The organism is Leifsonia sp. TF02-11 (assembly GCF_017565305.1).
Taxonomy (GTDB): domain Bacteria; phylum Actinomycetota; class Actinomycetes; order Actinomycetales; family Microbacteriaceae; genus Leifsonia.
In genome coordinates this window covers 200,108-221,042 of record NZ_JAGEKP010000024.1, presented here as the reverse complement: position 1 = coordinate 221,042, position 20,935 = coordinate 200,108, and the positions used below count along the sequence as shown (strand labels likewise).

Annotated in this window: 18 protein-coding genes; 6 read left to right on the top strand and 12 right to left on the bottom strand. The window is 70.8% G+C overall.

Features of this window, described 5'->3' with window-relative positions; genetic code table 11:
• Positions 1-5: 5 nt before the first annotated feature.
• The 8 genes from JNB50_RS21995 to JNB50_RS21960 all read right to left on the bottom strand — a co-directional run bounded on the left by JNB50_RS21995 (position 6) and on the right by JNB50_RS21960 (position 10,901).
• On the bottom strand, positions 6-2,204 hold the full coding sequence (locus JNB50_RS21995; protein ID WP_208042267.1) for an alpha-L-fucosidase: 2,199 nt from the start codon (positions 2,202-2,204) through the stop codon (positions 6-8).
• On the bottom strand, positions 2,201-3,142 hold the full coding sequence (locus JNB50_RS21990) for an alpha/beta hydrolase fold domain-containing protein (RefSeq protein WP_208042266.1): 942 nt from the start codon (positions 3,140-3,142) through the stop codon (positions 2,201-2,203). The genes JNB50_RS21995 and JNB50_RS21990 overlap by 4 nt, the downstream gene beginning before the upstream one ends.
• The gene (locus JNB50_RS21985) at positions 3,139-3,780 is read right to left on the bottom strand and encodes a hypothetical protein (RefSeq protein ID WP_208042265.1); all 642 of its coding nucleotides are present in this window, start codon (positions 3,778-3,780) and stop codon (positions 3,139-3,141) included. Before JNB50_RS21985 ends, JNB50_RS21990 begins: the two co-directional genes overlap by 4 nt.
• Positions 3,780-4,631 carry a carbohydrate ABC transporter permease gene (locus JNB50_RS21980; protein ID WP_208042264.1) on the bottom strand — a complete coding sequence of 284 codons (852 nt, stop codon included), beginning with the start codon at positions 4,629-4,631 and terminating at the stop codon, positions 3,780-3,782. The genes JNB50_RS21985 and JNB50_RS21980 overlap by 1 nt, the downstream gene beginning before the upstream one ends.
• On the bottom strand, positions 4,628-5,587 hold the full coding sequence (locus JNB50_RS21975; RefSeq protein ID WP_208042263.1) for a carbohydrate ABC transporter permease: 960 nt from the start codon (positions 5,585-5,587) through the stop codon (positions 4,628-4,630). The genes JNB50_RS21980 and JNB50_RS21975 overlap by 4 nt, the downstream gene beginning before the upstream one ends.
• 1 nt (position 5,588) lies before the next feature.
• Positions 5,589-6,911 carry a sugar ABC transporter substrate-binding protein gene (locus JNB50_RS21970; protein WP_208042262.1) on the bottom strand — a complete coding sequence of 441 codons (1,323 nt, stop codon included), beginning with the start codon at positions 6,909-6,911 and terminating at the stop codon, positions 5,589-5,591.
• Between the two features lie 129 nt (positions 6,912-7,040).
• Positions 7,041-8,030, bottom strand: a complete 990-nt coding sequence (locus tag JNB50_RS21965; protein WP_208042261.1) for a LacI family DNA-binding transcriptional regulator — start codon at positions 8,028-8,030, stop codon at positions 7,041-7,043.
• Between the two features lie 57 nt (positions 8,031-8,087).
• On the bottom strand, positions 8,088-10,901 hold the full coding sequence (locus JNB50_RS21960; RefSeq protein ID WP_208042260.1) for an FAD-binding and (Fe-S)-binding domain-containing protein: 2,814 nt from the start codon (positions 10,899-10,901) through the stop codon (positions 8,088-8,090).
• Positions 10,902-10,999: 98 nt separating this feature from the next.
• On the opposite strand from JNB50_RS21960, the gene JNB50_RS21955 reads away from it, so the two are divergent.
• From JNB50_RS21955 to JNB50_RS21935, 5 genes are read left to right on the top strand one after another with little or no spacing between them, the layout of a single operon-like run.
• On the top strand, positions 11,000-11,335 hold the full coding sequence (locus JNB50_RS21955) for a helix-turn-helix domain-containing protein (protein WP_208042259.1): 336 nt from the start codon (positions 11,000-11,002) through the stop codon (positions 11,333-11,335).
• Positions 11,332-12,273 carry an SMP-30/gluconolactonase/LRE family protein gene (locus tag JNB50_RS21950; RefSeq protein ID WP_208042258.1) on the top strand — a complete coding sequence of 314 codons (942 nt, stop codon included), beginning with the start codon at positions 11,332-11,334 and terminating at the stop codon, positions 12,271-12,273. The genes JNB50_RS21955 and JNB50_RS21950 overlap by 4 nt, the downstream gene beginning before the upstream one ends.
• Complete coding sequence (locus JNB50_RS21945; RefSeq protein WP_208042257.1) at positions 12,270-13,130, top strand: fumarylacetoacetate hydrolase family protein; 861 nt, start codon at positions 12,270-12,272, stop codon at positions 13,128-13,130. Before JNB50_RS21950 ends, JNB50_RS21945 begins: the two co-directional genes overlap by 4 nt.
• Complete coding sequence (locus JNB50_RS21940) at positions 13,127-14,155, top strand: zinc-binding dehydrogenase (protein WP_208042256.1); 1,029 nt, start codon at positions 13,127-13,129, stop codon at positions 14,153-14,155. The genes JNB50_RS21945 and JNB50_RS21940 overlap by 4 nt, the downstream gene beginning before the upstream one ends.
• Positions 14,152-14,826: an SDR family NAD(P)-dependent oxidoreductase gene (locus JNB50_RS21935; protein WP_208042255.1), complete on the top strand. Its 675-nt coding sequence runs from the start codon at positions 14,152-14,154 to the stop codon at positions 14,824-14,826. The genes JNB50_RS21940 and JNB50_RS21935 overlap by 4 nt, the downstream gene beginning before the upstream one ends.
• On the opposite strand, the gene JNB50_RS21930 is transcribed toward JNB50_RS21935, so the two are convergent.
• The 4 genes from JNB50_RS21930 to JNB50_RS21915 all read right to left on the bottom strand — a co-directional run bounded on the left by JNB50_RS21930 (position 14,820) and on the right by JNB50_RS21915 (position 19,934).
• Positions 14,820-15,617: an IclR family transcriptional regulator gene (locus tag JNB50_RS21930; RefSeq protein WP_208042254.1), complete on the bottom strand. Its 798-nt coding sequence runs from the start codon at positions 15,615-15,617 to the stop codon at positions 14,820-14,822. The genes JNB50_RS21935 and JNB50_RS21930 overlap by 7 nt on opposite strands.
• 89 nt (positions 15,618-15,706) lie before the next feature.
• Positions 15,707-17,785, bottom strand: coding sequence for a glycoside hydrolase family 36 protein (locus JNB50_RS21925; RefSeq protein ID WP_208042253.1), 2,079 nt, complete (start codon positions 17,783-17,785; stop codon positions 15,707-15,709).
• Positions 17,782-18,867, bottom strand: coding sequence for a Gfo/Idh/MocA family protein (locus tag JNB50_RS21920; RefSeq protein ID WP_208042252.1), 1,086 nt, complete (start codon positions 18,865-18,867; stop codon positions 17,782-17,784). Before JNB50_RS21920 ends, JNB50_RS21925 begins: the two co-directional genes overlap by 4 nt.
• Entirely contained in the window at positions 18,867-19,934 is a 1,068-nt protein-coding gene (locus tag JNB50_RS21915; RefSeq protein WP_208042251.1) for a Gfo/Idh/MocA family protein, read from the bottom strand. Before JNB50_RS21915 ends, JNB50_RS21920 begins: the two co-directional genes overlap by 1 nt.
• A gap of 151 nt (positions 19,935-20,085) precedes the next feature.
• On the opposite strand from JNB50_RS21915, the gene JNB50_RS21910 reads away from it, so the two are divergent.
• A complete protein-coding gene (locus JNB50_RS21910) occupies positions 20,086-20,808 on the top strand; it encodes a FadR/GntR family transcriptional regulator (protein WP_208042250.1) in 723 nt (240 codons plus the stop codon).
• The last annotated feature ends 127 nt before the right edge of the window (positions 20,809-20,935 follow it).

The window sequence follows — 20,935 nt, the reverse complement described above, 5'->3', positions numbered from 1 at the left end:
AGAACTCATGCGCCGTGGAGGAGGACGGTCTCCCAGTCGTCGGCGCCCGTCAGCGTGACGACTCCGTCGACGATGGCGAGCGGTCGCTCCCCGCCGTCCACGATCCGCGCCGCGCTCGTCGTCGTCGCAGGCACGCGCAGCCGCAGCTCCGCGATGCTCGCGACGTCTTCGATCGCGGCCGGCTGCCGTGCGCCGAACAGGTCGAGCGAGACGACGGGGGCGCCGGTGACCAGGTGTGCGACGAGGGTCGAGCCGAGCCGGGCGAGCACCAGCTCCGTTCCGCGGTGCCCGTCGAGCAGTTCGACCTCCGGCGCCTCTGCGGCCGCGCGGCGCACCAGGAGGCCGAGCAGATCGCGGTGGGCGCCGTAGCCGAGGCGGGAGCGGTTGTTGCCCAGCCGTGCCGCCGAGACGATCACCCGGCCGCGGCCGTACGGTCGCTCGACGATCACCGGGTCGTCGGTGTCGAACGCCGGAGCCGGCTGGTTGTTGTGCCAGTACGCGTCGTCGTCCGTCTCGAGCACCGGGTCGGTGCGGCGGGCGAGCACCGTGACGTCGTCGGCGGTCACCTCCAGCGCGCGCAGCCTCCCGTAGTGCGGGAGCGGCCAGCCGCCGGTCTCGGATGCGAGTTGCGCGCCGAGCCGAAGGTACGGGAACGTGAACGCGCCCAGCGGCCCGAACCGCACGCCGAGCAGCTGCGCCAGAGGGGACTCCGCGAGGACGCGGCCGTCCGTCCCGCGCACCGCGACCGGGCCGGTGACGACCAGGCCGCCGCCGTCGTGCACGAAGCGGGTGATCGCGTCCACCTCGGTCTCCGACAGGGCGAGCACGTCGGCGAGCACGAGGACACGGTGGCCGGCGAGTGTCTGCAGGCTCTGCGGCCGCTCGTCGATCATCGCGACGGGGAGGTGGGACTCGACGAGCGCGCGGTACGTCCCGGTCAGCGCCGCGACGAGGTCGCTCGCCGACGAGCGCGGCTCGCTCTGCGGGAACTGGGCGGACTGCTCCCCGACGGCCGGGTTCTCGTCGGCCTGCAGGAGGCTCTCGAGCTCGCGCGCGTTCTGGCTCGCGTAGAGCGCGGCATAGCGCACCGGCTCGGCGCCGCTCAGCCAGGGGGCGCGTTCGTCGATCCGGCCGAAGACCGGGGTCAGCCGGCGGTACACCTCCGGTTCGATCGCGCCGGTCGCGTACGGCTGGTCGTCGACCGACACCGTGGACCCCCGGGCGGCGACGCTGAACGCCTCGAACCGCAGCTGCGCGACCGAGCGCACCGTGAAGTCCCAGGTGTGCACGAAGCGGCTGACGAGCACCTCGGTCGGTCGGCCGTTCACCGCGGCCTGGATGTAGCTGGACGCGTAGCTGGGGAAGCCGAGGCCGTGCCAGTCGGTGTACCCCTCGCTCGACCCGATGTCGGCGTCATCGAGGTGCTCGGCGCTGAGCCCGATCACGGCGTCGACGAACGTCGTCGCGTAGAAGTTGGGGATGAGGGCCGCCTCCGGGCGCTCCTCCCGAAGAACAGCGCGCTGTTCGTCCAGATAGTCCTTGAGCACCTTCTGCGAGAAGTGCACCAGGTCGAGCCAGCCCTCGTCGTCGCGGTCGGCGGGGAGCGGCCGGCCGTAGATCCGGGTGAACTCGGCCTCGCAGCGTGGGCAGACGCACGGACCCGCTGTCAGGATGTCGCTCCACAGTCCGTCGATCGGGTACATGCGGGCGAGCTCGCGCACCTGGTCCAGGGCGAACCGCCGGTAGCCGCTGAGCAGGCAGAGCGCGGGCCAGCGGCCGGTGCTCCCGCGCGAGGCGAGGGGGACCATCCGCCACTCGGGGTGCGCACCCGCGGCCGCGGTGTCCCACATGTTCGAGAAGTACGCGATCACACGGATGCCGCGCGCGTGCGCGGCCGTGAGCTGCTCTCCGAACAGGTCGCGCCCGCCGAGGGCGGCGTGCCGGCGGCCCACCTCCGTCGGATAGTACGAGTTGCCGTACTGGCACTTGGCGAAGAGGACGACGGAGTCCACGCCGGCGTCCGCCATCAGCTGGAGGTCGCTCTCCGGTTGCACCGCGCTGAGCACGGGGAATAGCGGCTCCGGGACCTCGCCCCGCTGGTGCGGGTCGGTCCAGTCGGGTGTGTGGGAGTCGTAGAAGATGCGGTTCCTGGACGTCGACCACCACGCGGTGTCCGGTCCGGTGACAGGGGTCCGCGCGGTCACCGGGCGGCTCCACCGTCGAGGAGTCCGGCGAGGGCGGCGTGCTTGCGCTCGAGCGTCGCCCGGCTCCTGTCCGCGTCGGGCAGGATGAACTCGAAGCAGTGCGGAGCACCGGTCTCGACCGTCAGTGTCACGTCGACCCCCGCCGCCTCGAGGGCCGCGGCGAACGCGACGTCCTCGTGCACGAACAGGTCGAGGTCGCCCGCGTCGATCACCGTGGGCGGCAGCCCGGAGAGGTCGGCGGCGCGGCCGGGAGCCGCGTACTGGTCGGCGGGTGAGCCGCCGAGGTACGCCTCCCAGGCGAGTGCGTCGAGTCGTGCGTTCCACACGACGGTGTCGGCCAGTTCGGACGTGATCATGGGTGACTCCCGGTCGTCGAGCATGGGATAGGAGAGGTGCAGGCCGGCGATGGCGGGCCCCGAACGGTCGCGGGCGAGCAGGGCGAGCCCGGCGGCGAGGCCTCCGCCCGCACTGCCGCCGGCGACGACGACCCGCGGGTAGCGGTGGGCGAGCCAGACGAGCGCCGTGTAGCAGTCCTCCAGCGGGGCGGGATGGGGGTGCTCCGGCGCGAGCCGGTAGTCCACCGCGACGACGGTCGTGCCGAGGGCGGAGGAGAGGGAACGGCACAGGGCGTCGTCCTGGCGTGCGCTGCCGAGGAACATGCCGCCGCCGTGGATCCAGAGGATCGCGGCATCCGCCCGCTCCGTCTCGTGGAGGCGGAGCTCGAGAGCGCTGCCGTCGGTCCGTCCGATCCGGACGACGCGCGCCGTCTCGACCGGTTCCGACACCAACGAGGCGTCCACCCGCCGCACCAGCTCGACCGTCAGCGGCCCGGCGGGAAGCGCTGCGGGCAGAGTGAGCGGCACCACCCCGGTCAAGGCGGGGTCGAGCCGTTCGAGCACGGCCGCGTGCGTTGCGGCATTCGCTGCGGCGGCGCTCACCGGCTCATCCCGTCGATCGTCGCCAGCAGGTCGCCGACCACCGCGCAGGCGAAGACGGACAGGATGCAGGGCAGGACGACGGCCAGCGTTCCGGCGCTCGCCACCACCGCGAATCCGCCGATGCAGCAGAGCGCCAGGACGGTCAGGGCCGCGCCGGGCCGGAAAGCGACGAGGATCGCCGCTCCGCGCCACGCGATCAGTCCTCGGCGGCCGCGCACGGCGGCGTAGGCCAGCGCGTACGGCGCCAGGACGAGGGCGACGGCGGCGAGCACGGTCGCGGCGATCGCGACGGCGCCGCCGAGCGCGATCCCCTCCGTGAGCAGGGTCGCGATGGCGGACAGCGAGAGGCCGAGCACCGGGTCGAGCCGGAGCCCCACGCGAAGGGTCGGCTTCTCGCCGCGCGCGATGGCGGCCGCGTACGCGGAGAGCCCGGTCGCGAGCAACGCGACGGGCACCGACGCGACGCCCGAGATCCACGGCGGCGCCGCGGACAGGAGCGAGACCGCCAGCGGGACGGCCGCGGCCAGCGACAGGAGGCCGAGGGCGGCGACGCGGGGCAGCTCGTGCCAGGTGGCGACGGCCGCCGACTTGAGGAGCAGCGGCATCCCGGGAGTGGGGAGGGAGTGTGTGGTCGTCATCAGAGTTTCAGTCCGCTCGAGGCGATGGATTGGACGATGTAGCGCTGGGCCACCAGGAACACCAGCAGCACCGGGATGATCGCCATCGTGATGCCGGCGGCGATCGTGCCCAGCGACCCGGTCGAGAACCGGCCGGCGAGGAGGACCAGCCCCACTGGGAGGGTCTGGGTCTCGGTGTCGTTGATCATCACGAGCGGCAGCAGCAGGTCGTTCCACCAGTACGTGAAGGTCAGGATGCCGAGGGTGGCCAGGGCCGGGCCGGAGAGCGGCAGCATCACCTGGAAGAAGGTGCGGGCGGAGCCGGCGCCGTCGAGCTTCGCCGCTTCCTCCAGCTCGGCGGGGAGGCTGAGGAAGTGCTGCCGGAGCAGGAAGACGCCGAAGGCGCTGAACACACCGGGGAGGATGAGCGCCCACAGCGTGTTGGTCAGCCCGAGCTTCGACATCACCAGGAAGAGCGGCACGATCGTCACCTGCAGCGGGATCATCAGCGAGCCGATGACGAGCGCGAACGCGATGTTCTTGCCGGGGAAGCGCAGCCGGGCGAACGCGTAGCCGGCGGTCGAGCAGGTGATGAGCTGCGCGACCGTGATCGTTCCCGCGACGATGAGCGAGTTCAGGATGAAGTGGAAGTACGGCACCTGGGTCGTGACCTTGCCGAAGTTGGCGAGGGTCGCGCTCGACGGGAACAGGGTCGGCGGCAGCCGGTAGAGCTCGGCGTCGCTCGGCGAGATGGCGCCGCGGAAGATCCAGAGGAAGGGTGCGGCGATCGCCAGCGCGGCGATCCCGAGGACCGTGAAGGTGATGACCCGCTGGGCCACGTGGCCCGCGCCTCGTGTGTGTGTCGTCGTCATCCGTAGAACGTCCATCTGCGAGAGAGCCGGAACTGGATCGCGGTGAGCACGATCAGCACCAGCAGGAGGGTGATCCCGACCGCCGACGCATAGCCGAGGTCGAAGCTGCCGAACGCCGTGTCGTAGATGTACTGGACGATGGTGCGGCTGGCGTCGCCCGGGCCGCCCTGCGTGAGCACACGCGGCTCCGCGAAGATCTGGAAGGCGCTGATCGTGTTGATCACGAGCAGGAAGAAGACGGTGGGGGAGAGGAGCGGGAGGGTGATCCGCCAGAACCGCTGCCAGGCGTTCGCGCCGTCGACGATCGCCGCCTCCCGGATCTCGGCCGGGATGGACTGCAGTCCGGCGATGTAGATCAGGATGGAGAACCCGACCGTCTTCCACGACGCCACGAGGATGACCGAGATCGGGGCGAACGCGCTGGAGCCGAGCCAGTCGATCCTGTCGATGTGAAGCCAGCCGAGCCAGTAGTTCACCAGCCCGAGGTCCTTGTTCAGGAGGAAGCGCCAGATGAGGGCGACCGCCGACGAGGACACCACGAACGGGAACAGGAAGGACAGCCGGAAGAAGCCCCGGATCCAGCGCGGCATCCTCGTCTCGAGCAGGACGGCGAGCAGGAGGCCGACGATCACGTTGACGGCCAGGATCACGACGGCCATGTACGCCGTCGAGCCGTACACCTGGGCGAGGCGCGCGTCGGAGAACAGCCGCGTGAAGTTGCCGAGGCCGATGAAAGTTCCGTCGCTGAGCAGGTTCCAGTCGTAGAAGCTGAGCGCGATGACGCCGAGGGCCGGGGCCAGGACGAAGAGCGCAAAGCCGATCAGCGACGGGGTCAGGAAGCCGAGGGCGGCGAACGCCTCGCCCTTGCGGGCGGGGTCGGTGCGCCTCCTCCGGGCGCCAGGAACGGCAGCCTCCCGGCTGCCGTTCCCGACACCGCGTGCGGTGCTGGTGGTCATCTCAGTTGCAGCTCACGATCGGCTCGAGCGCCTTCTGCATGGCGGCGAGTCCGTCCTTGACGGAGTCCTCCCCGCCGAAGATGAGCTGGGTGTAGCGGAGGACGGTCGACTCGTACTCGCTGTACTTGGCCGGAGCCGGGTACGGGACGAGCTGCGGGTGCTTGTCGATGCTGTCGTAGAAGAGCTGCGAGTTCTTCGGCAGCGTGCCGACGGTCGTCATGGTGGCGGCGACCGAGCGGAGCGACGGGATCGAGTCGCCGGGAGCGTCCGGCGTTCCGACGACCTGCTTCTGCACGTCCTCGCTCACGGTGAACTTCTGGAACTTCCAGGCCAGATCGGGGTTCTTCGACGACTTCAGGATGGGGTAGCCGGCCCCGCCGAAGACGGTCTGGTAGGTGTCGCCCTTCGGGTAGAGCTGGATGTCGAAGGACTTGAAGCCGGCGGGGAGGAAGGTCCCGATCGGCCAGCGGCCCGCGCCGAACATCGCGATGGAGCCGTTCTGGAAGCGGGTGAAGACGTCGCTCATGGGCATCGGCGCCGGCGCGATCTTCTTCTGGATCATGTCCTCCAGGAACGTGACCGCCTTGGTCACCTGCGGGGTGTCGGCCGTCGCCTTGCAGACCGACTTGTCGGTGAGGTTGCCTCCGGCGTTCGCCACCCACGGCATGATGCCGGGGAAGATCTCGTTGCTGGCCCAGGTGAACCCGTAGCGATCGGGCGTGCCGTCGCCGTTGGTGTCCTTGGTGAGCTTGGCGGCGGTGGCCTCGAACTCGTCCCAGGTCCAGTCGGCGCTCGGGGCGGGGAGACCGGCCTCCTTGAAGACGTCGGTGTTGTAGTAGATGACCATGTCGTTCCAGCCGTTGGCCAGCGTGACGACCTTCTTGTCGACGGTGAAGCCGTTGATCAGACCGGGGGCGATGTCGGCCTGGATGGCCTTGGCCTCCGGGTCGTTCTTGAGGTAGTCGTTGATCGGGACGATCAGGTTGTTCTTGGTCACGAACTGCGCGCCCTCGCCCGAGATGAGCATGAGGTCGGGGTGCTTGCCGGCCGCCATCGTCGTCGCGACGTTGGCGTAGTAGGTGCCCCAGTTCTCGCCCGCGACCGGCGTGAGCGTGACGGTGGTCCCCGGGTACTTCTTCTCGAATCCGGACGCGAGCGCCTTGTTGTTGGCCTCCGCGCCCGGCCCGTAGTCCCAGTAGGCGACGTTGAGGGTCTTGCCGGCGGTCGAGTCGTTAGCCGTGCTGCTGCTGCAACTGCTGAGTGCTGTGGCCGCAAGCGCCGCGGTGATCGTCACGGCGGCGATGGATCTCATGGTGCGTTTCATCAGGGGATGGATCCTCTCCGTTGAGAAATGGCTGTCCCCTAGTAGAGCTTAAGTAATCGGTTTCGTCAATAGCCCCAGAAAAGTGTTCTCAAACTGGCTACCGGCCAGTGATTGACTGAAAGAAACCGATTACAGAGATTCGGCCTCCCCGTCGGAGGCGATGCGCGCGCGGAGGACGACGATCCTGGCCGGCTGCGTGTCCCCGGCGATCCGGTCCATCAGCATCGACGCGGCGGTCACCCCCAGGTGGCGGGCGGGCAGGTGCACCTGGGTGACGACGTCCGTCGAGAAGGTGGTGAACGGGAGGTCGCCGACGACCGCGACGCCGAACGCGGGCGGGGCGATGCCCGCCTCCGCGAGCACCTGCAGGGCGCCGACGCCCATCAGGTTGTTCGTCGTGACGACCGCGTCCGGCGGAGTCTCCAGCGCGAGCAGTGTGGCCATCGCGGCGCGACCGCCGTCGACGCGGTAGTTCGCGTGCTGCAGGAACTCGGGGGAGTCGGTCCCGTCCGAGCGCTTGGCGACCACCTGGCGCCAGCCGAGATACCGCTCCTCGGTCGACTCGATGCCCAGCGGTCCTGCGATGCAGGCCACCCGGCGGAACCCCGCGTCGAACAGCGCGGTCGTCGCCGCCGCGCCCGCGGCCCGGTTGTCGACCATCACGGCATCGATGTCGAACCCGGTGGAGCGGTCGACGGCGACCACCGGGCGGCCCTGCGCGACGATCTGCGCCAGGTCGCCGTCCGACGCCGCCGGTGCCAGGATGACCCCGGCCATCCCCTCGCTCATGGCGATCTCGAGATACCGGGTCTCCTTGGCGGGGTCGTCGTCGGTGTTGCAGAGCACCACCGAGTAGCCGGCCTCCTGCGCCCTGTCCTCCACGCCGCGCGCGAGAGCCGTGAAGAACGGGTTCTCGATGTCGGGGATGAGCAGCGCGATGAGCTCTGAGCTCTGGTTGCGCAGCCGCCGCGCGGTGCGATTCGGCGCGAACTTCAGCGTCGCTGCCGCCTCCTGCACGAGCCGCACCTTCTCGGGCGAGACGGTGTGGCCGTTGAAGACGCGGGAGACGGTCGCGGGCGAGACCCCGGCCAGGGCCGCGACCTCGTAGATGGTAGCCATGGGCTCCAACATAGAGCAGCGTGAATCGGTTTCATGGAGCGTGGGGCGAGGCGCGAGCTACGCCAGCGCCGCGTCGAGGATCTCCAGGATGTGCTCGTAGCTTGCGCCCGTCGCCCGGGTCATCCCGATCTCGCAGGTGCGGTTGAGCGAGGCGTGACGGGTCGATGCTGCCGCGCGGACCTCGGCGGCCTCGCGCGCGGTGGCGGCGGCGGTGAGCTCGGGATGAAGCATCCCGCGGTCGCCGGCGAAGGCGCAGCAGCCCCAGTCGTCAGGAACGACCACGACCTCGGCCGCCGCCTCGGCGACGGAGCGGAGCGCGGCATCGAGCCCGAGATGGCTGGACGAGCAGGTCGGGTGGAGCGTGACGGACGGCACTCGAGCGGCGGGCGGCAGCGCCGGGAGCACGCGGTCGGCGACGAAGGCCACGGCGTCGATCACCCGTACGCCGGCCTCCCCTGCCGCGTCGAGGAGCAGCTGGAGACCTTCCGTGCACGATGACGCGTCGCAGACCACCGGAAGCCGGCCGTCGTCGGTCGCGCGCCGCAGCGCCGTCGCGACCTTCGCGGTCATCGTGGCGTAGCCCTCGCTCAGACCTTTCGACTTCCACGGTGTGCCGCAGCAGAGCGAAGGCAGGTCGTCCGGCGTGGCGAGCCGCACGCCGGCGCGATCGCACAGCCGCAGGAAGGACTCGCTCACCCCCGCGCCGTCGGCCGCGCCGAACATCGTCGTCGTGCACGACGAGAAGAAGACGGCGTCCGCGTCCTCCACCGTGAGCACGCGGCGGGGCTCGCCGCCCGAGGGGAGGTCGCCCGAGTACAGCGGAACGCGGTCCGCGCCGAGCACGGCGCGTGCGGCGCGGGTGGCGAACGCGGGCAGCGGGGTCGGGATCGTGGCGGCGACATCGAGCGCGACGGCGCCGACACGGGTGACGGGACCCCAGTGGGAGGCCGCCGCCTTGCCCAGCGCTTTCGCCGGTGCCGGAGCCGATTCCGCCCGGAGACGGCGCACCAGGTCGCCCGTGTTGATCAGCACGGGACAGGCGGTCTGGCACATCCCGTCGACCGCGCACGTCTCGACGCCGTCGTACTCGTACTGCTGCTCCAGCTCGCGTGCGAGGGCGTCGTCGCCGCGGTCGCGGGCGGCCTGGAGCTCGCGGCGCAGCACGATCCGTTCGCGCGGCGTGAGGGTCAGGTCGCGGGACGGGCACACCGGTTCGCAGTAGCCGCACTCCACGCACCGATCCACCTCGCTCTCGACGGTGGGCGCGACCTTGAGATCGCGCACGTGGGCGTTCGGGTCCTCGGTGAGGAGCACCCCCGGATTGAGCTGCAGCTGCGGATCGATGAGGCGCTTGACCGCCCACATGATCCCGTACAGCTCGTCGCCGTACTGGCGGCGGACGTACGGCGCCATGATCCGGCCGGTGCCGTGCTCGGCCTTCAGGGTTCCGCCCGCCGACAGGACGGCGTCGACCATGTCCTCGGTGAAGGCCTCGTACCGTGCCAGGCTCCGCGGGTCGTCGAACCGTTCGTTGATCAGGAAGTGGATATTGCCGTCCTTGGCGTGGCCGAAGATGACGCTGTCGGTGTAGCCGTGGCGCTCGAACAGCGCGATGAGCCGGGAGCAGGTCTCGCCCAGCAGCTCGACGGGAACGGCGACATCCTCGAGCAGCGCCGTGGTGCCAGACGGACGGGCGCCGGCGACGGCCGTGTACAGCCCCTTGCGGATGTGCCACAGGCGGGAGCGGGTGGAGGCGTCGGTCGTCAGTGCGCCCGGCGCGGCGAGCGGCAGCGCGGCGAACACGGCTGGCGCCTCGGCCAGCCGGTCCGCGAGCTCGTCGGCGGTCGCGCACTGGAACTCCACGAGCAGGGCGGCGTGCTCGACGATGTCGAGCGCCCGGAGCTCGTCGGGCGCCTGCGGGTCGCGCTGGGCCACCCGCAGGCTCGCCGCGTCCAGGAGCTCCACGGTGGCGAAGCCTGCGTCGACGAGCGCCCGCAACGACGCCGTCGCGTCCGCGAGATCCGCGAAGATCAGCAGCCCTGTCGCGCTCTCCGGCAGCACAGGCAGGGTGTGGAAGGCGGCCTCGGCGACGAACGCGAGGGTGCCCTCCGAGCCGACCACGAGGTGCTCCAGGATGTGGAGGGGATCGTCGTGGTCGAGGAAGGCGTTCAGGCCGTAGCCCATCGTGTTCTTGATCGCGTGCAGGCGAGTGAGGGTCGCGACCGAGTCGGGGTCCGCCCGCACCCGGTCGCGCAGCCGGAGCAGCCCGTCGTGGATCTCGGGCTCCGCGGCGCGCAGCAGCTCGGCTGCATCCGGGGCACCCGTGTCGAGCACGGTTCCCGACGGCAGCACCAGCACCGCCGACGCCAAGGTGCGGTAGGTGTTGGCGTGGGTGCCGCACGACATGCCCGACGAGTTGTTGGCCACGACGCCGCCGATCGTGCACGCGATCTCGGAAGCGGGGTCGGGACCGAGCTTGCGCCCGAAACGCGCAAGCCGCGCGTTGACCGACCTGACCGTCGCTCCCGGCTGCGCACGCACGATCCGCCCCTCGTCGCCGACCGTCACCCGCCGGAACGCGCGCCGCGTGTCGACCAGGACCCCGGTCGTCCCGGCCTGACCCGACAGGCTCGTGCCGCCGGACCGGAACGTCACCGGGACCCGGTGCTCCCGGGCCGTGGCGAGGATATGCGAGACCTCCGTGACGTCGGCGGCGATCGCGACCGCGCGCGGGGTCAGGACGTAATGGGAGGCATCGTGTGCGCGGGACAGGCGGTCGACCGCGCGTGTCCTCACGTCCGCACAGGCCGCTCCGAGCGCGGCCTGGAACGGGGACGGCGCGACCGCGGGCGCCCTGCGGGAGCGGGTCATGTGGTGCCTTCCGATAAATGGAATTTGCATCTGACAATTGGAACACGGCTATGATAGCCATGATCACGGCGCCTGAACCACTCGAAGAGGAATCGGTCATGGAAGACTCCGCCGCGACGGTCGCCGTCGCGTTCGGCCTGCCGGCCGTCCGGCTGGAACTGCTCCGCGCACTGGCGGCGTCGGGCCCGGCGACTGTGTCGCAGCTCAGTCGGGCCGTGGGCTGGACACGCAACGGAATCAGCACGCATCTCGCGGCGCTCGAGGCCGTCGGCGCGGTCCGGCACGAGACGGCGCGCGTCGACGGGAGCTTCCGACCCGCACGGCTGTACCACCTGGAGCGGTCGCGCGTGGAGGAGCTGGCCTGGCTGATGTTCGATGCCATCGCTGACGACGTCGTGCCCTCCCAAGCCTTGAAGACGGTGGTCCTCCGATGAGGGCGCTCCGCGGCGTCCCTCTCATCGCCGAAGCCCGCGTCGCCACCGACGAGTCGTACTTGCTCGCCGAGGGGCCCGTCTGGGACGGCGCCCGTTCCCGGCTCCTGTGGGTCGACATCCTGGAGGGCGCGGTGCTCTCCGGGCGCCTCGCCGCCGACGGGCGCATCGAGATCCTCGAGCGGATCCAGGTGCCGGACGTCGCGGCAGCGGTCGCGATCGCGGACGACGGGCGCCTGCTGGTCGCCGGAACCGACCGGCTCCATCTCCGCGCGACCGACGGGCGCGTCACGCCGGGCCCGCGCGTGGTCGTGGGCGACGGCAGGCGCTTCAACGACGGCAAGCCCGACCCGCGCGGCCGATTCGTCGCAGGCACGAAGGGGCCGGCCGGGCGCGAGCTCCTCCTCCGCTTCGAGGAGGACGGCTCGGTCACCACGCTCGACGACGACCTGACTCTGTCGAACGGGCTGGGCTGGTCGCCGGACGGCCGGCTGCTCTACAGCGTGGACACCCTGGCCGGGCGCGTGAACGTCCGCACCTACGATCCCGGGTCAGGGGCGACCGGACCGCGGTCGGTCTTCCTCACCGTGGACGACGGCCTGCCGGACGGCCTCGCCGTGGACGCTCAGGGCTCCGTCTGGATCGCCGTCTGGGGCGCTGGCCATGTGCTCAGGTGCTCGCCCGACGGCCGGGTCGTCGGCCGGGTCGACGTCCCCGCTCCGAACGTCTCCTCCGTCGCCTTCGCAGGCACCGACCTCACAACCCTCGTGATCACGACCGCGCGGGAAGGCCTGGGGGAGGAGCAGCTGCGGGCGCACCCGCTCTCCGGCCGGCTGTTCACGGTCCACACCGGTGTCCGCGGCCTGCCCGTCGCCGCCTGGTCCGGGCACATCGACCGACCGACTCCGCCCCCGACGCACCCTCGAAAGGAAACCGCATGAAACTCCTCCGCATCGGCCCCGCTGGCGCTGAGCGTCCCGCCGTACTGGTCGGCGATGACGGCTACGTCGATCTCTCGGACGTCGTCGCCGATTTCGACGAGGCCTTCTTCGCCGGGGGCGGACCCGAGAGCGTGCGCGGTGTCGTGGCGGAACGCACCGAGCGCGGACAGGTCCACCTGCTCGGCGGCCAGCGCATCGGCGCCCCGATCGCTCGCCCGCACCAGATCATCTGCGTCGGCCTGAACTACTCCGATCACGCCGCCGAGACCGGCCAGGCCGTGCCCAGCGAGCCGATCCTGTTCACGAAGTCGCCCAACACCCTGGTCGGCCCGAACGACGACGTTCGCATCCCGCGCGGGTCGACCAAGCCCGACTGGGAGGTCGAGCTCGGCATCGTGATCGGCACGCGCAGCAGCTACCTGGATTCCGTGGAGCAGGCGCGCGACCACATCGCGGGCTGGACGCTGGTCAACGACGTCTCCGAGCGGGCCTTCCAGCTGGAGCGCGGCGGACAGTGGCTGAAAGGCAAGTCGGCCGAGACCTTCAACCCGGCTGGTCCCTGGCTCGTCACACCGGACGAGATCCCCGACGTGAACGACCTCGGGATGACACTGGACGTCAACGGGGTGCGCCGCCAGACGGGATCCACCGCGACGATGATCTTCGACCCGTACGTCATCGTCCACTACATCAGCCAGTTCCTCGTCCTCGAGCCCGGCGACCTGATCAACACCGGAACCCCGCCCGGGGTCGGCATGGGCTTCCGCCCCGAGATCTGGTTGCAGGCCGGCGACGTCATGGAACTCGCCATCGACGGCCTCGGCCGTCAGCGCCAGACCGTGATCCCGCCGCGATGAGAGCCCTCGTCCTCACCGGGCCGGGCAGCGCGGAGGTGCAGGAGGTCCCGGAGCCTGTGGCCGTCCCCGGCGATGTCGTGGTCGAGGTGCACCGCGCCGGTGTCTGCGGAACCGACGTGGAGCTCTTCACCGGGCAGATGCAGTACCTGCATGACGGCGTGACCAGCTATCCCGTCCGCATCGGCCACGAGTGGATGGGCGAGGTCGTCGAACTCGGCGATGGCGTCGATCCGGCCTGGCTCGGCCGCCGCGTCACCGGCGACACCATGCTCGGCTGCGGTCGCTGTCGGCGATGCCTGTCGGGTTACCAGCATGTCTGCGCCTTCCGCGGAGAGCTCGGCGTACGAGACGGACGGCCAGGCGCGCTGGCCGAGCGGGTCGCCGTCCCTGCCTCTTCGCTGCGCGCGCTTCCAGACACCGTCGATGACACCGCCGGTGCCCTCGTCGAACCCGGCGGCAACGCCTATCGGTCCGCCGAGGCCGCCGGTGTCGGCGCGGGCGAGCGCGTGCTCGTCTTCGGTGCGGGCACGATCGGCCTGCTCGCCGCGATGTTCGCCCGCGCGCGCGGCGCCGAGGTGCACCTGCTCGGCCGCAGCGAGCGCTCGCTGGCGTTCGCCCGATCCCTCGGCTTCTCGAGCGCGTGGTCGGACGAGACGCTGCCCGACCTGCCGTGGGATGCCGTGATCGACGCTTCCAACGCCGCGCAGCTCCCCGCGCGCGCCGTGGAGCTCGTCGAACCGGGCCGGCGGGTGGTCTTCGTCGGCCTCGCGGGCAGCCCGAGCCTCGTCGACACCCGCGCGCTCGCCCTGGCGGACGTGACGGGCGTGGGCATCCTGAGTGCGTCTCCCGGGCTGGACGGCACGATCGAGGCGTATGCGTCGGGCGCGGTCGATCCCCGGCCGCTGGTCGCCGCCACGGTTCCGCTCGAGGGCGTGCCGGCCATCCTTGCGGGCGAGCGTCCGCCGGGCGCAGGACCCGGCCCGAAGTTCCACATCGACATCCGACACCCTGGAGGTACCCCATGACCCGCGCCATCGTCACCGGCGGAGCGAGCGGCCTCGGCGCCGCGACGGCCGCGCGCCTGAGCGCAGACGGGATCGACGTCGTGCGCGTCGACCTCGGAGGCGACTGCGACGTGGTTCTCGACATCACCGACGACGGGGCCGTGGCGGAGGCCGTCGATCGCATCGGCGGCGTGGACATCCTGGTCAACTCCGCGGGCATCGTCGGGCCGAACACCCCGCTCGTCTCGACGTCGTCCGACCAGTGGCGGGCCGTGCTCGGCGTGAACGTCGTCGGAACGGTCGCCATGATGCGCGCGTTCGTGCCGGGGATGGTCGAGCGCGGCTGGGGACGGGTGGTCAACATCGCCAGCATGGCGGGCAAAGACGGTAATCCCAACCTCTCCATCTACTCCGCGTCGAAGGCGGCCGTGATCGGCCTCACCAAGTCGGCAGGCAAGGAGCTGGCGACGACCGGCGTGCTGGTGAATGCGATCGCTCCCGCGGTGATCGCCACCCCGATGAACGACGACACCGCGCCGGACGTGCTCGCCCACATCACGAGCCTCATTCCGATGAAACGGGTGGGGCGGGCGGAGGAGGTCGCCGAACTGATCGCGTGGCTCGCCTCCGACCGGGTCAGCTTCTCGACCGGCGCCGTCTACGACATCAGCGGAGGTCGGGCGACCTACTGAGGGCCGGTCGGCCGGGCGTCGACGATCGCACGGATCTCGTCGACGCTCTCGACGAGCGCCGACAGCGGCGTGCGGAAGGCGAGGGCGCTGACGCTGACCGCGCCGGACATCGCACCGCCGGGACCGAAGTGACCGGGGACGGCGAGGCAGTTGACTCCGAGCTCGTTCTCCTGGTCATCGGTGGCCCAGCCGCGCGCGCGGGTCAGCTCGAGCTCGTTCCAGAGCGCGTCGAGCGTTCCGATCGTGTTGGCGGTGCGGCGCTCGAACGGCCCGATTCCGATCACGGTCGCCAGCTCGTCCGTACTGGAGCAGGTGACGCTGAGGAGGAGCTTCCCGACGGCCGTGCGGTAGGCGGGGTTCCGCCCGCCGACCACCGAGGTGAGTCGCACCGAGCCGGATGCGGGGTCGACTTTGGCGCGGTAGACCACCTCGTCGCCATCGAGCACCGCGTAGTGGGCTGTCTCGCCGAAGCGTTCGCTCAGTCGGCTCAGCACAGGCTCGACCGCGCGGCCTTCCGGCCGGGCGGACTGGTTCTCGAGGGCCAACCGCAGGAACTCGTCCCCGACGACGTAGATGCCGCGGCCGAGCTGCGCGGCGAAGTTCGCGCGCCGCAGCGACGCGAGCGCCCTGTGGACGGTCGACTTGGGGCTGTCCACCGCCTGGGCGAGCTCGTCGAGTGTCGCCCCCTCCGGTCGCTTCGCGAGTGCGGAGAGCACGGCGAGGACGCGGTCGGAGCCGACCAGCCGGTCGACCGCGGGTGCGCGACCGCCGCCGAGGTCGGATGACGTCATGCGTGCATTCTATCGGATCGCAATTCCGATTATCGGGATACGGCAGTCGGCACAGAGCGTGGGCGCCGAGCGACCACGCTCTGTGCCGTTCAGCGGATGCGGATGAGCCGGGCGCTCAGCTCGGTGGGCAGGGTCACGAGCAGTGTGCCGTCCTGCCATTCGAGCCCGGTCTCGACATCGGTCGGGAACAGCACCTCGGCTCGGCGCGCGAGGCCGTCGGCCAACGGCAGCCGGACAGTCTCATCGCCGCCGCGCCGCCAGACCGCCAACAGGATGCCGTCGTCGTCGACAAGTCCCTGGGCCACCCACCGGTCGTCCCAGCCGGGCAGCCCGATGGGCCAGATCGGTGTCATGCCGGGGATCCGCTCCCGGTAGGAGCGGTACACTGCCATCGCCTCGGCCACGGTTGCCAGCTGCGCGTCATCCAGGCGCCACATCCCGCCGCTGAGCTGGGGCCGCGCCAGCAGGCCGTTCACGATCGCGAAGCGCAGCTCCTCCCGTCCGAACTCGGGTTGCGGATAGACCCACACCGCCGCCTGCTCCGGCGTGACACCGCTCGGGGCGCCGGCCGCGATGGTCGCGTAGCGGACGTGGTCGGTCTGGTCGCTGGTCGAGAGGATGGAGAATTCGGCCATCGACGCGTAGTCGATCCTGGCTCCTCCGCTGGAGCAGTTCTCGATGACCAGCCCGGGATGCCGCTCGAACAGGCCGGCGATCCAGCGCAGGAAGGCGCGGTGATGCTCCAGCAGCGCGTCGCCCGCGCTCGTGGAGCCGACGTCTGTACCGATGCCGCCATTGATGTTGTAGTCGAACTTCAGGTAGCCGAGGCCGTAGTCGGCGATGAGCCGATCGACCACGGCGTCCATCCGCCCGATGACGGCGGGGGACCGGAAGTCCAGCTGATGACGCCCCTGGCTGTCCACGCGGGCGCCGTGCCTGCTGAAGAACGCCGATGACGGCAACCGGTCGGCGACCGGGCTCTCGACGCCGACGACGTCGGGCTCGAGCCAGAGGCCGGGCACCATTCCCGCGGCGCGGATCGCGTCGAACACCCGAACGAACCCGCCGGGGAACCGGGCGCTGGACTCCGTCCAGTCGCCGACGGTGTTCCACCAGCCCTGCTCGTCGGAGTACCAGCCCGCGTCGACGCAGAAGTACTCGCTGCCGGCGGCTGCTGCAGCGGCGATGACCGGCAGCAGCTTCTCCTCCGTCGGATCGGCCATCAGCGCGTTCATGAAGTCGTTGAACACGATCGGCAGGCGCTCGTCGTCCTCGTTGGGGCGGCGGATGAGCCGGCGGTACTCGGTCAGCGGCCGGAGGGCGTCCTCCAGGCGGCCGGGGGTGCACGCGATCGCGAGCGGCACGGCCGAGAACGACTCGCCGGGCGCGAGCCGGCGGTGCCAGTGGTGCTCCTGGTCGTTCGGGCCGCCTGCCGAGAGGTAGACCGCGGCCAGGTGGTCTCCGACCTCCCACTGCCACGACCCGTTGGCCTCGATCTGCCACGCCCAGGTGCGATCGCGCCCGAGGTCCTCGAGCGCGCCCATGGGCAGGTACTCGGTGGTCGACTGCGTTCCGATGCTCGACACCGAGACCCGCGACTTGGACGAGTGCACTCCTTCTTCGGTGAAACCGACGTCCACGATGCCCAGGGACGGCAGGGAGTGCTCCGTCCAGTTGAACTCCGCCAGCAGCGTGTTGTGCGGGATCCGCAGCCGCACCCGCTCACGCCAGTCCTCGTCGCGGAAACGGGCGAACCCGTTGAGGGTCAGGCTGGACAGGTGCTCCAGGGCGACGGCCGTGCCCGACTCGTTGACGACCTCCTGCTCCACCCGCAGCACGGGCAGTTCGCCGTATAGGGAGAAGGTGGACCGGAGGACGACGCCAGCCGGCGTGCGCTGCAGCAGCTCCAGCTGGGAACGGCCGTCGACCTCCCGGGTCGTGTGCCGCTCGTAGCGCAGTTCGGCCGAGGTGCCGAGGCCCACGTGACGCTGGCCCTGGGGGAGCCGTCCACCGGCGACGAGCACCTCGGCAGGCGGAGTGGCGATGCGGGAGGGGATGTCGTCGGCGGGGCGGCCGGCGACATCCAGCCCGGTCACGACCGCGCGGCCCTCCTCGAGGGCGATCCTGAGCCGGACGGCCGAGTTGCCCCAATCGATCAGCTCACTCATGCGGCGAGCACACTCGCCCGGTCGGCCCAGGGGGCGTCGGCGACGACGACCGGGCTGCCGCTCGCCACTGTCTCGTCGACCGCCAGGCTGAGCAACTGGTCGTGGCAGCCATCGGCGACCGGGTAGACCGGGGCGCCGCCCGCCGCGTATTCCGCCATCCGGTGCATCAGCTCGGCGACCGCAAGCTCGTCGTCGTTGAGCCGTGCACCGCGGAAGCGGTTGCGCCACAGCACATCGTCGTTCCAGGCGATGGAGTCGACGAACCAGCCTTCGAGATCGCCGTCGGCACCGGTGGCGTCGCGCTGCAGTCGTCCGCGCGTCACCTGGCGCGGCGCGACGACGTACGAGACGTCGTCGTCGGAGAGCTGACCCCTGTCGCCGTATACCTCGATGTGTCGCGGCCGGATCGGCGAGAAGTACTGCTCGAAATCGAACTCGTACACCGCGTTCGCCTCCCCGAAGGCGAGGCGCGCGATCGTACGGTCGGGAGCGTACTCGGCCGGCTCGTCCTGCCAGTCGTCGCGGCCGCGCACGGACAGCACCGGCATCCTGGCCGCCCAGCCTGACACCTCTACCGGCTCGAAGCCGGCTCCGAGGAAGGCGCGGATCAGGCTCACGCCGTGGTAGCCGTGGGCCACCGACATCCGGGTGAACGAAATCGCGCCGAGCAGCCCGGAGCGGGCGACGGCGAGCCTCGCGGCGAGGTGCGCCTGGAACCGGTACTGCTCCGCCACCTGGACGCGCAGGTCCTTGACGTCGTCGTAGAACGAGAACAGCGCATCGCGGTTCGGCGCGGGAGGCGTCTCGGTCAGGACGGCGTGACCGTCGCGCGCGAGCGCTGTCGTCAGCTCCGGCGCGGTCGCCGGCGGCGCGGCGACCACCACGAAGTCGTATTCGCCCGCGCGGAACTCGTCGAACGACGTGGTCGTCTCGACGCCCCAGGCCGCGGAGGCCCGCTCGGCGGATTCGGCACTGCGGGTGACGACGCGCGTCACCTCGAAGTGGTGGGGGAGGGCGGCCGCCGCGCGGAGGAAGTACTCCCCACGCCAGCTAGCGCCGACGATGCCGATCCTGGCCGCCATCAGAGCTCCCGTCCGTTGCGTCCGCCGCCGGTGCCCGAGTAGGGGGCGCCCGGGTTCCAGTCGTCGGGGCGCGCCGGCTGGGTGCCGTCGACCGGGAGGAGGACGGTCCCGTGCTCGCGAGCGGAGCGGTAGGCGGCCTCCACGACCTCCAGCGCCTGGAGCGAGGAGTCGGGGATGCTGTAGTCGCGGGTCCCCGACGCGATCTGCTCGGCCAGGAACTCCAGGTGTCGCTGGTGGCCGCTCACCTCGAAGGGCGTGACGTCGAAGCGCACGCGGGGGTTGTCCGCCGTCACGAGGATGTAGTGGCCCTCGTAGGCGCCGAACTCGATGAAGCCGTCGTCGCCGACGATGCGGAACAGCGCGACCGTGTCGTTGCGCGACATCGGCACGAAGTCGCCGGTGTGCATGACGACACGCACGCCGGAGGCGGTGCGGGCCAGGGTGACGGCGTCGGTCTCGACCTGCATCCCGTCGCGGAAGGTGCGCGTGGAACTGTCCGCCGCGGCCAGTACGAACTCCACCGGCTCGCCGCCGGTGAGCGAGACGAAGAACTGCAGCCAGTGGATGCCCGCGTTGATGATGTCCCAGCTGGTGCACTCGATCTCGACCAGGCGGAGTGCGCCGATGTCTCCGCGGCGCACCCGCTCGACGATCTCGAGGGCGGCCGCCTGGGCCATCAGGCCGTGCGGCACGACGACCGGAAGGCCGGCCGCCTTGATCAGGCCGAGGATCTCGCGGCCGGCGGCCGTGGTGTCGCCGAGGGGCTTCTCGACGAGCAGCCCCGAGAGTCCGGGGATATCCAGGGCCGCCCGGGTCAGCGGCAGGTGGGTCGGGGCGTAGGTCGACACGCAGACGACATCCGTGGGGCGCGCGGCGAACATCTCCTCGGCGCTGGTGAACGTCTGGATGCCCGGGTCCTTCGCGCGCACCCGCTCGAGCGCTGCTTCGCTCATGTCCGCGACGGCGACCAGCTGGAAGTCGTCGGATGCGATGAGTGCGTCGATGCTCAGGGTGCCCCCGGCTCCGGCCCCGATCACGGCTGCGGTCAGGGGTCGTCGGTCGCTCATTTCTCCTCCTCGAGAACGGATTCGAGGCGCGCTGTGCGACCTCGGCAAGCAAACTCTATCTGATAGGTTGGAAGCGTCAAGGGGCAATATTCCGTCGCGTCGGGTAGCGAGGCGTTCTACCCTGGTGAGAATCTCGAACAGGGGATCCGATATGAGTGAGACCACGGCGAAGGGCGAGCGGCCCGAGTCTTCCAGCGGCGCGATGCGGCGCGTCGTCGAGCGCGTCGAGCAGCTGGTGTTCGAGGAGCTGGAGCCCGGCCACGAGCTGCCGTCGGAGGGATCGCTCGCCGCGGACCTCGGCGTGAGCAGGCTCACCGTCAGGGAGGGCATGCGGCAGCTGAGCGCCCGCGGTCTCATCGAGGTGCACAACGGCAGGAAGCCCGTGGTCGCGGCCCCCAACGGCAAGGGGGTCGGAGACTTCTTCCGCACCGCCATCCGCCGCGACCCGCGTGCGCTGCTGGACTTGCTGGAGGTGCGCCAGGCCATCGAGGTGCAGGTCGCCGTGCTGGCGGCGCGCAACGCCAGCAGGGCGAGCATCGTCGCGATGCAGGCCGCTATCGACGACATGCGGCGCACGGTGGACGAGCCGGCCGAGTTCAGCGAGGCCGACATCCAGTTCCATGAGCTGCTCGCCGCGGCGAGCGGCAATCAGATGCTCACGATCCTGATCGAGGAGCTGTCGGACTCCCAGCGCTCCTCGCGCGTGCAGAGCGTGCTCGGCCACGAGCGGCTCGGCCGGCGGCTCGACGAGGTCTGCGACCAGCACGCCGCGATCCTCGAGTGCGTCGAACGGCGTGACGAAGCGGGCGCCGGCGCGGCGATGCGGGCCCATCTCCGCAGCACGGAGCGCGACCTGACGGCCGCCCTCCGCTGACCTCCTCACGTGCGGCCTGATCGCTTCTGCGCGCCCGCCGATGGGTTCGTGGGAAATTCGATGTTGACTTTCGCGCTCAACCTATCTGATACTTTCGGCTAGAGGGCGCTGATGCCCTCCGAGAGAC

What these genes read in the sequence shown, in the direction of transcription:
- JNB50_RS21940 (WP_208042256.1), top strand. Translation starts at nt 13,127, where the DNA reads ATGAGAGCCCTCGTCCTCACCGGGCCGGGCAGCGCGGAGGTGCAGGAG.
- JNB50_RS21910 (WP_208042250.1), top strand. Translation starts at nt 20,086, where the DNA reads ATGAGTGAGACCACGGCGAAGGGCGAGCGGCCCGAGTCTTCCAGCGGC.
- JNB50_RS21935 (WP_208042255.1), top strand. Translation starts at nt 14,152, where the DNA reads ATGACCCGCGCCATCGTCACCGGCGGAGCGAGCGGCCTCGGCGCCGCG.
- JNB50_RS21980 (WP_208042264.1), bottom strand. Translation starts at nt 4,631, where the DNA reads ATGACGACGACACACACACGAGGCGCGGGCCACGTGGCCCAGCGGGTC.
- JNB50_RS21975 (WP_208042263.1), bottom strand. Translation starts at nt 5,587, where the DNA reads ATGACCACCAGCACCGCACGCGGTGTCGGGAACGGCAGCCGGGAGGCT.
- JNB50_RS21945 (WP_208042257.1), top strand. Translation starts at nt 12,270, where the DNA reads ATGAAACTCCTCCGCATCGGCCCCGCTGGCGCTGAGCGTCCCGCCGTA.
- JNB50_RS21985 (WP_208042265.1), bottom strand. Translation starts at nt 3,780, where the DNA reads ATGACGACCACACACTCCCTCCCCACTCCCGGGATGCCGCTGCTCCTC.
- JNB50_RS21970 (WP_208042262.1), bottom strand. Translation starts at nt 6,911, where the DNA reads ATGAAACGCACCATGAGATCCATCGCCGCCGTGACGATCACCGCGGCG.
- JNB50_RS21965 (WP_208042261.1), bottom strand. Translation starts at nt 8,030, where the DNA reads ATGGCTACCATCTACGAGGTCGCGGCCCTGGCCGGGGTCTCGCCCGCG.
- JNB50_RS21930 (WP_208042254.1), bottom strand. Translation starts at nt 15,617, where the DNA reads ATGACGTCATCCGACCTCGGCGGCGGTCGCGCACCCGCGGTCGACCGG.
- JNB50_RS21950 (WP_208042258.1), top strand. Translation starts at nt 11,332, where the DNA reads ATGAGGGCGCTCCGCGGCGTCCCTCTCATCGCCGAAGCCCGCGTCGCC.
- JNB50_RS21915 (WP_208042251.1), bottom strand. Translation starts at nt 19,934, where the DNA reads ATGAGCGACCGACGACCCCTGACCGCAGCCGTGATCGGGGCCGGAGCC.
- JNB50_RS21920 (WP_208042252.1), bottom strand. Translation starts at nt 18,867, where the DNA reads ATGGCGGCCAGGATCGGCATCGTCGGCGCTAGCTGGCGTGGGGAGTAC.
- JNB50_RS21955 (WP_208042259.1), top strand. Translation starts at nt 11,000, where the DNA reads ATGGAAGACTCCGCCGCGACGGTCGCCGTCGCGTTCGGCCTGCCGGCC.
- JNB50_RS21960 (WP_208042260.1), bottom strand. Translation starts at nt 10,901, where the DNA reads ATGACCCGCTCCCGCAGGGCGCCCGCGGTCGCGCCGTCCCCGTTCCAG.
- JNB50_RS21925 (WP_208042253.1), bottom strand. Translation starts at nt 17,785, where the DNA reads ATGAGTGAGCTGATCGATTGGGGCAACTCGGCCGTCCGGCTCAGGATC.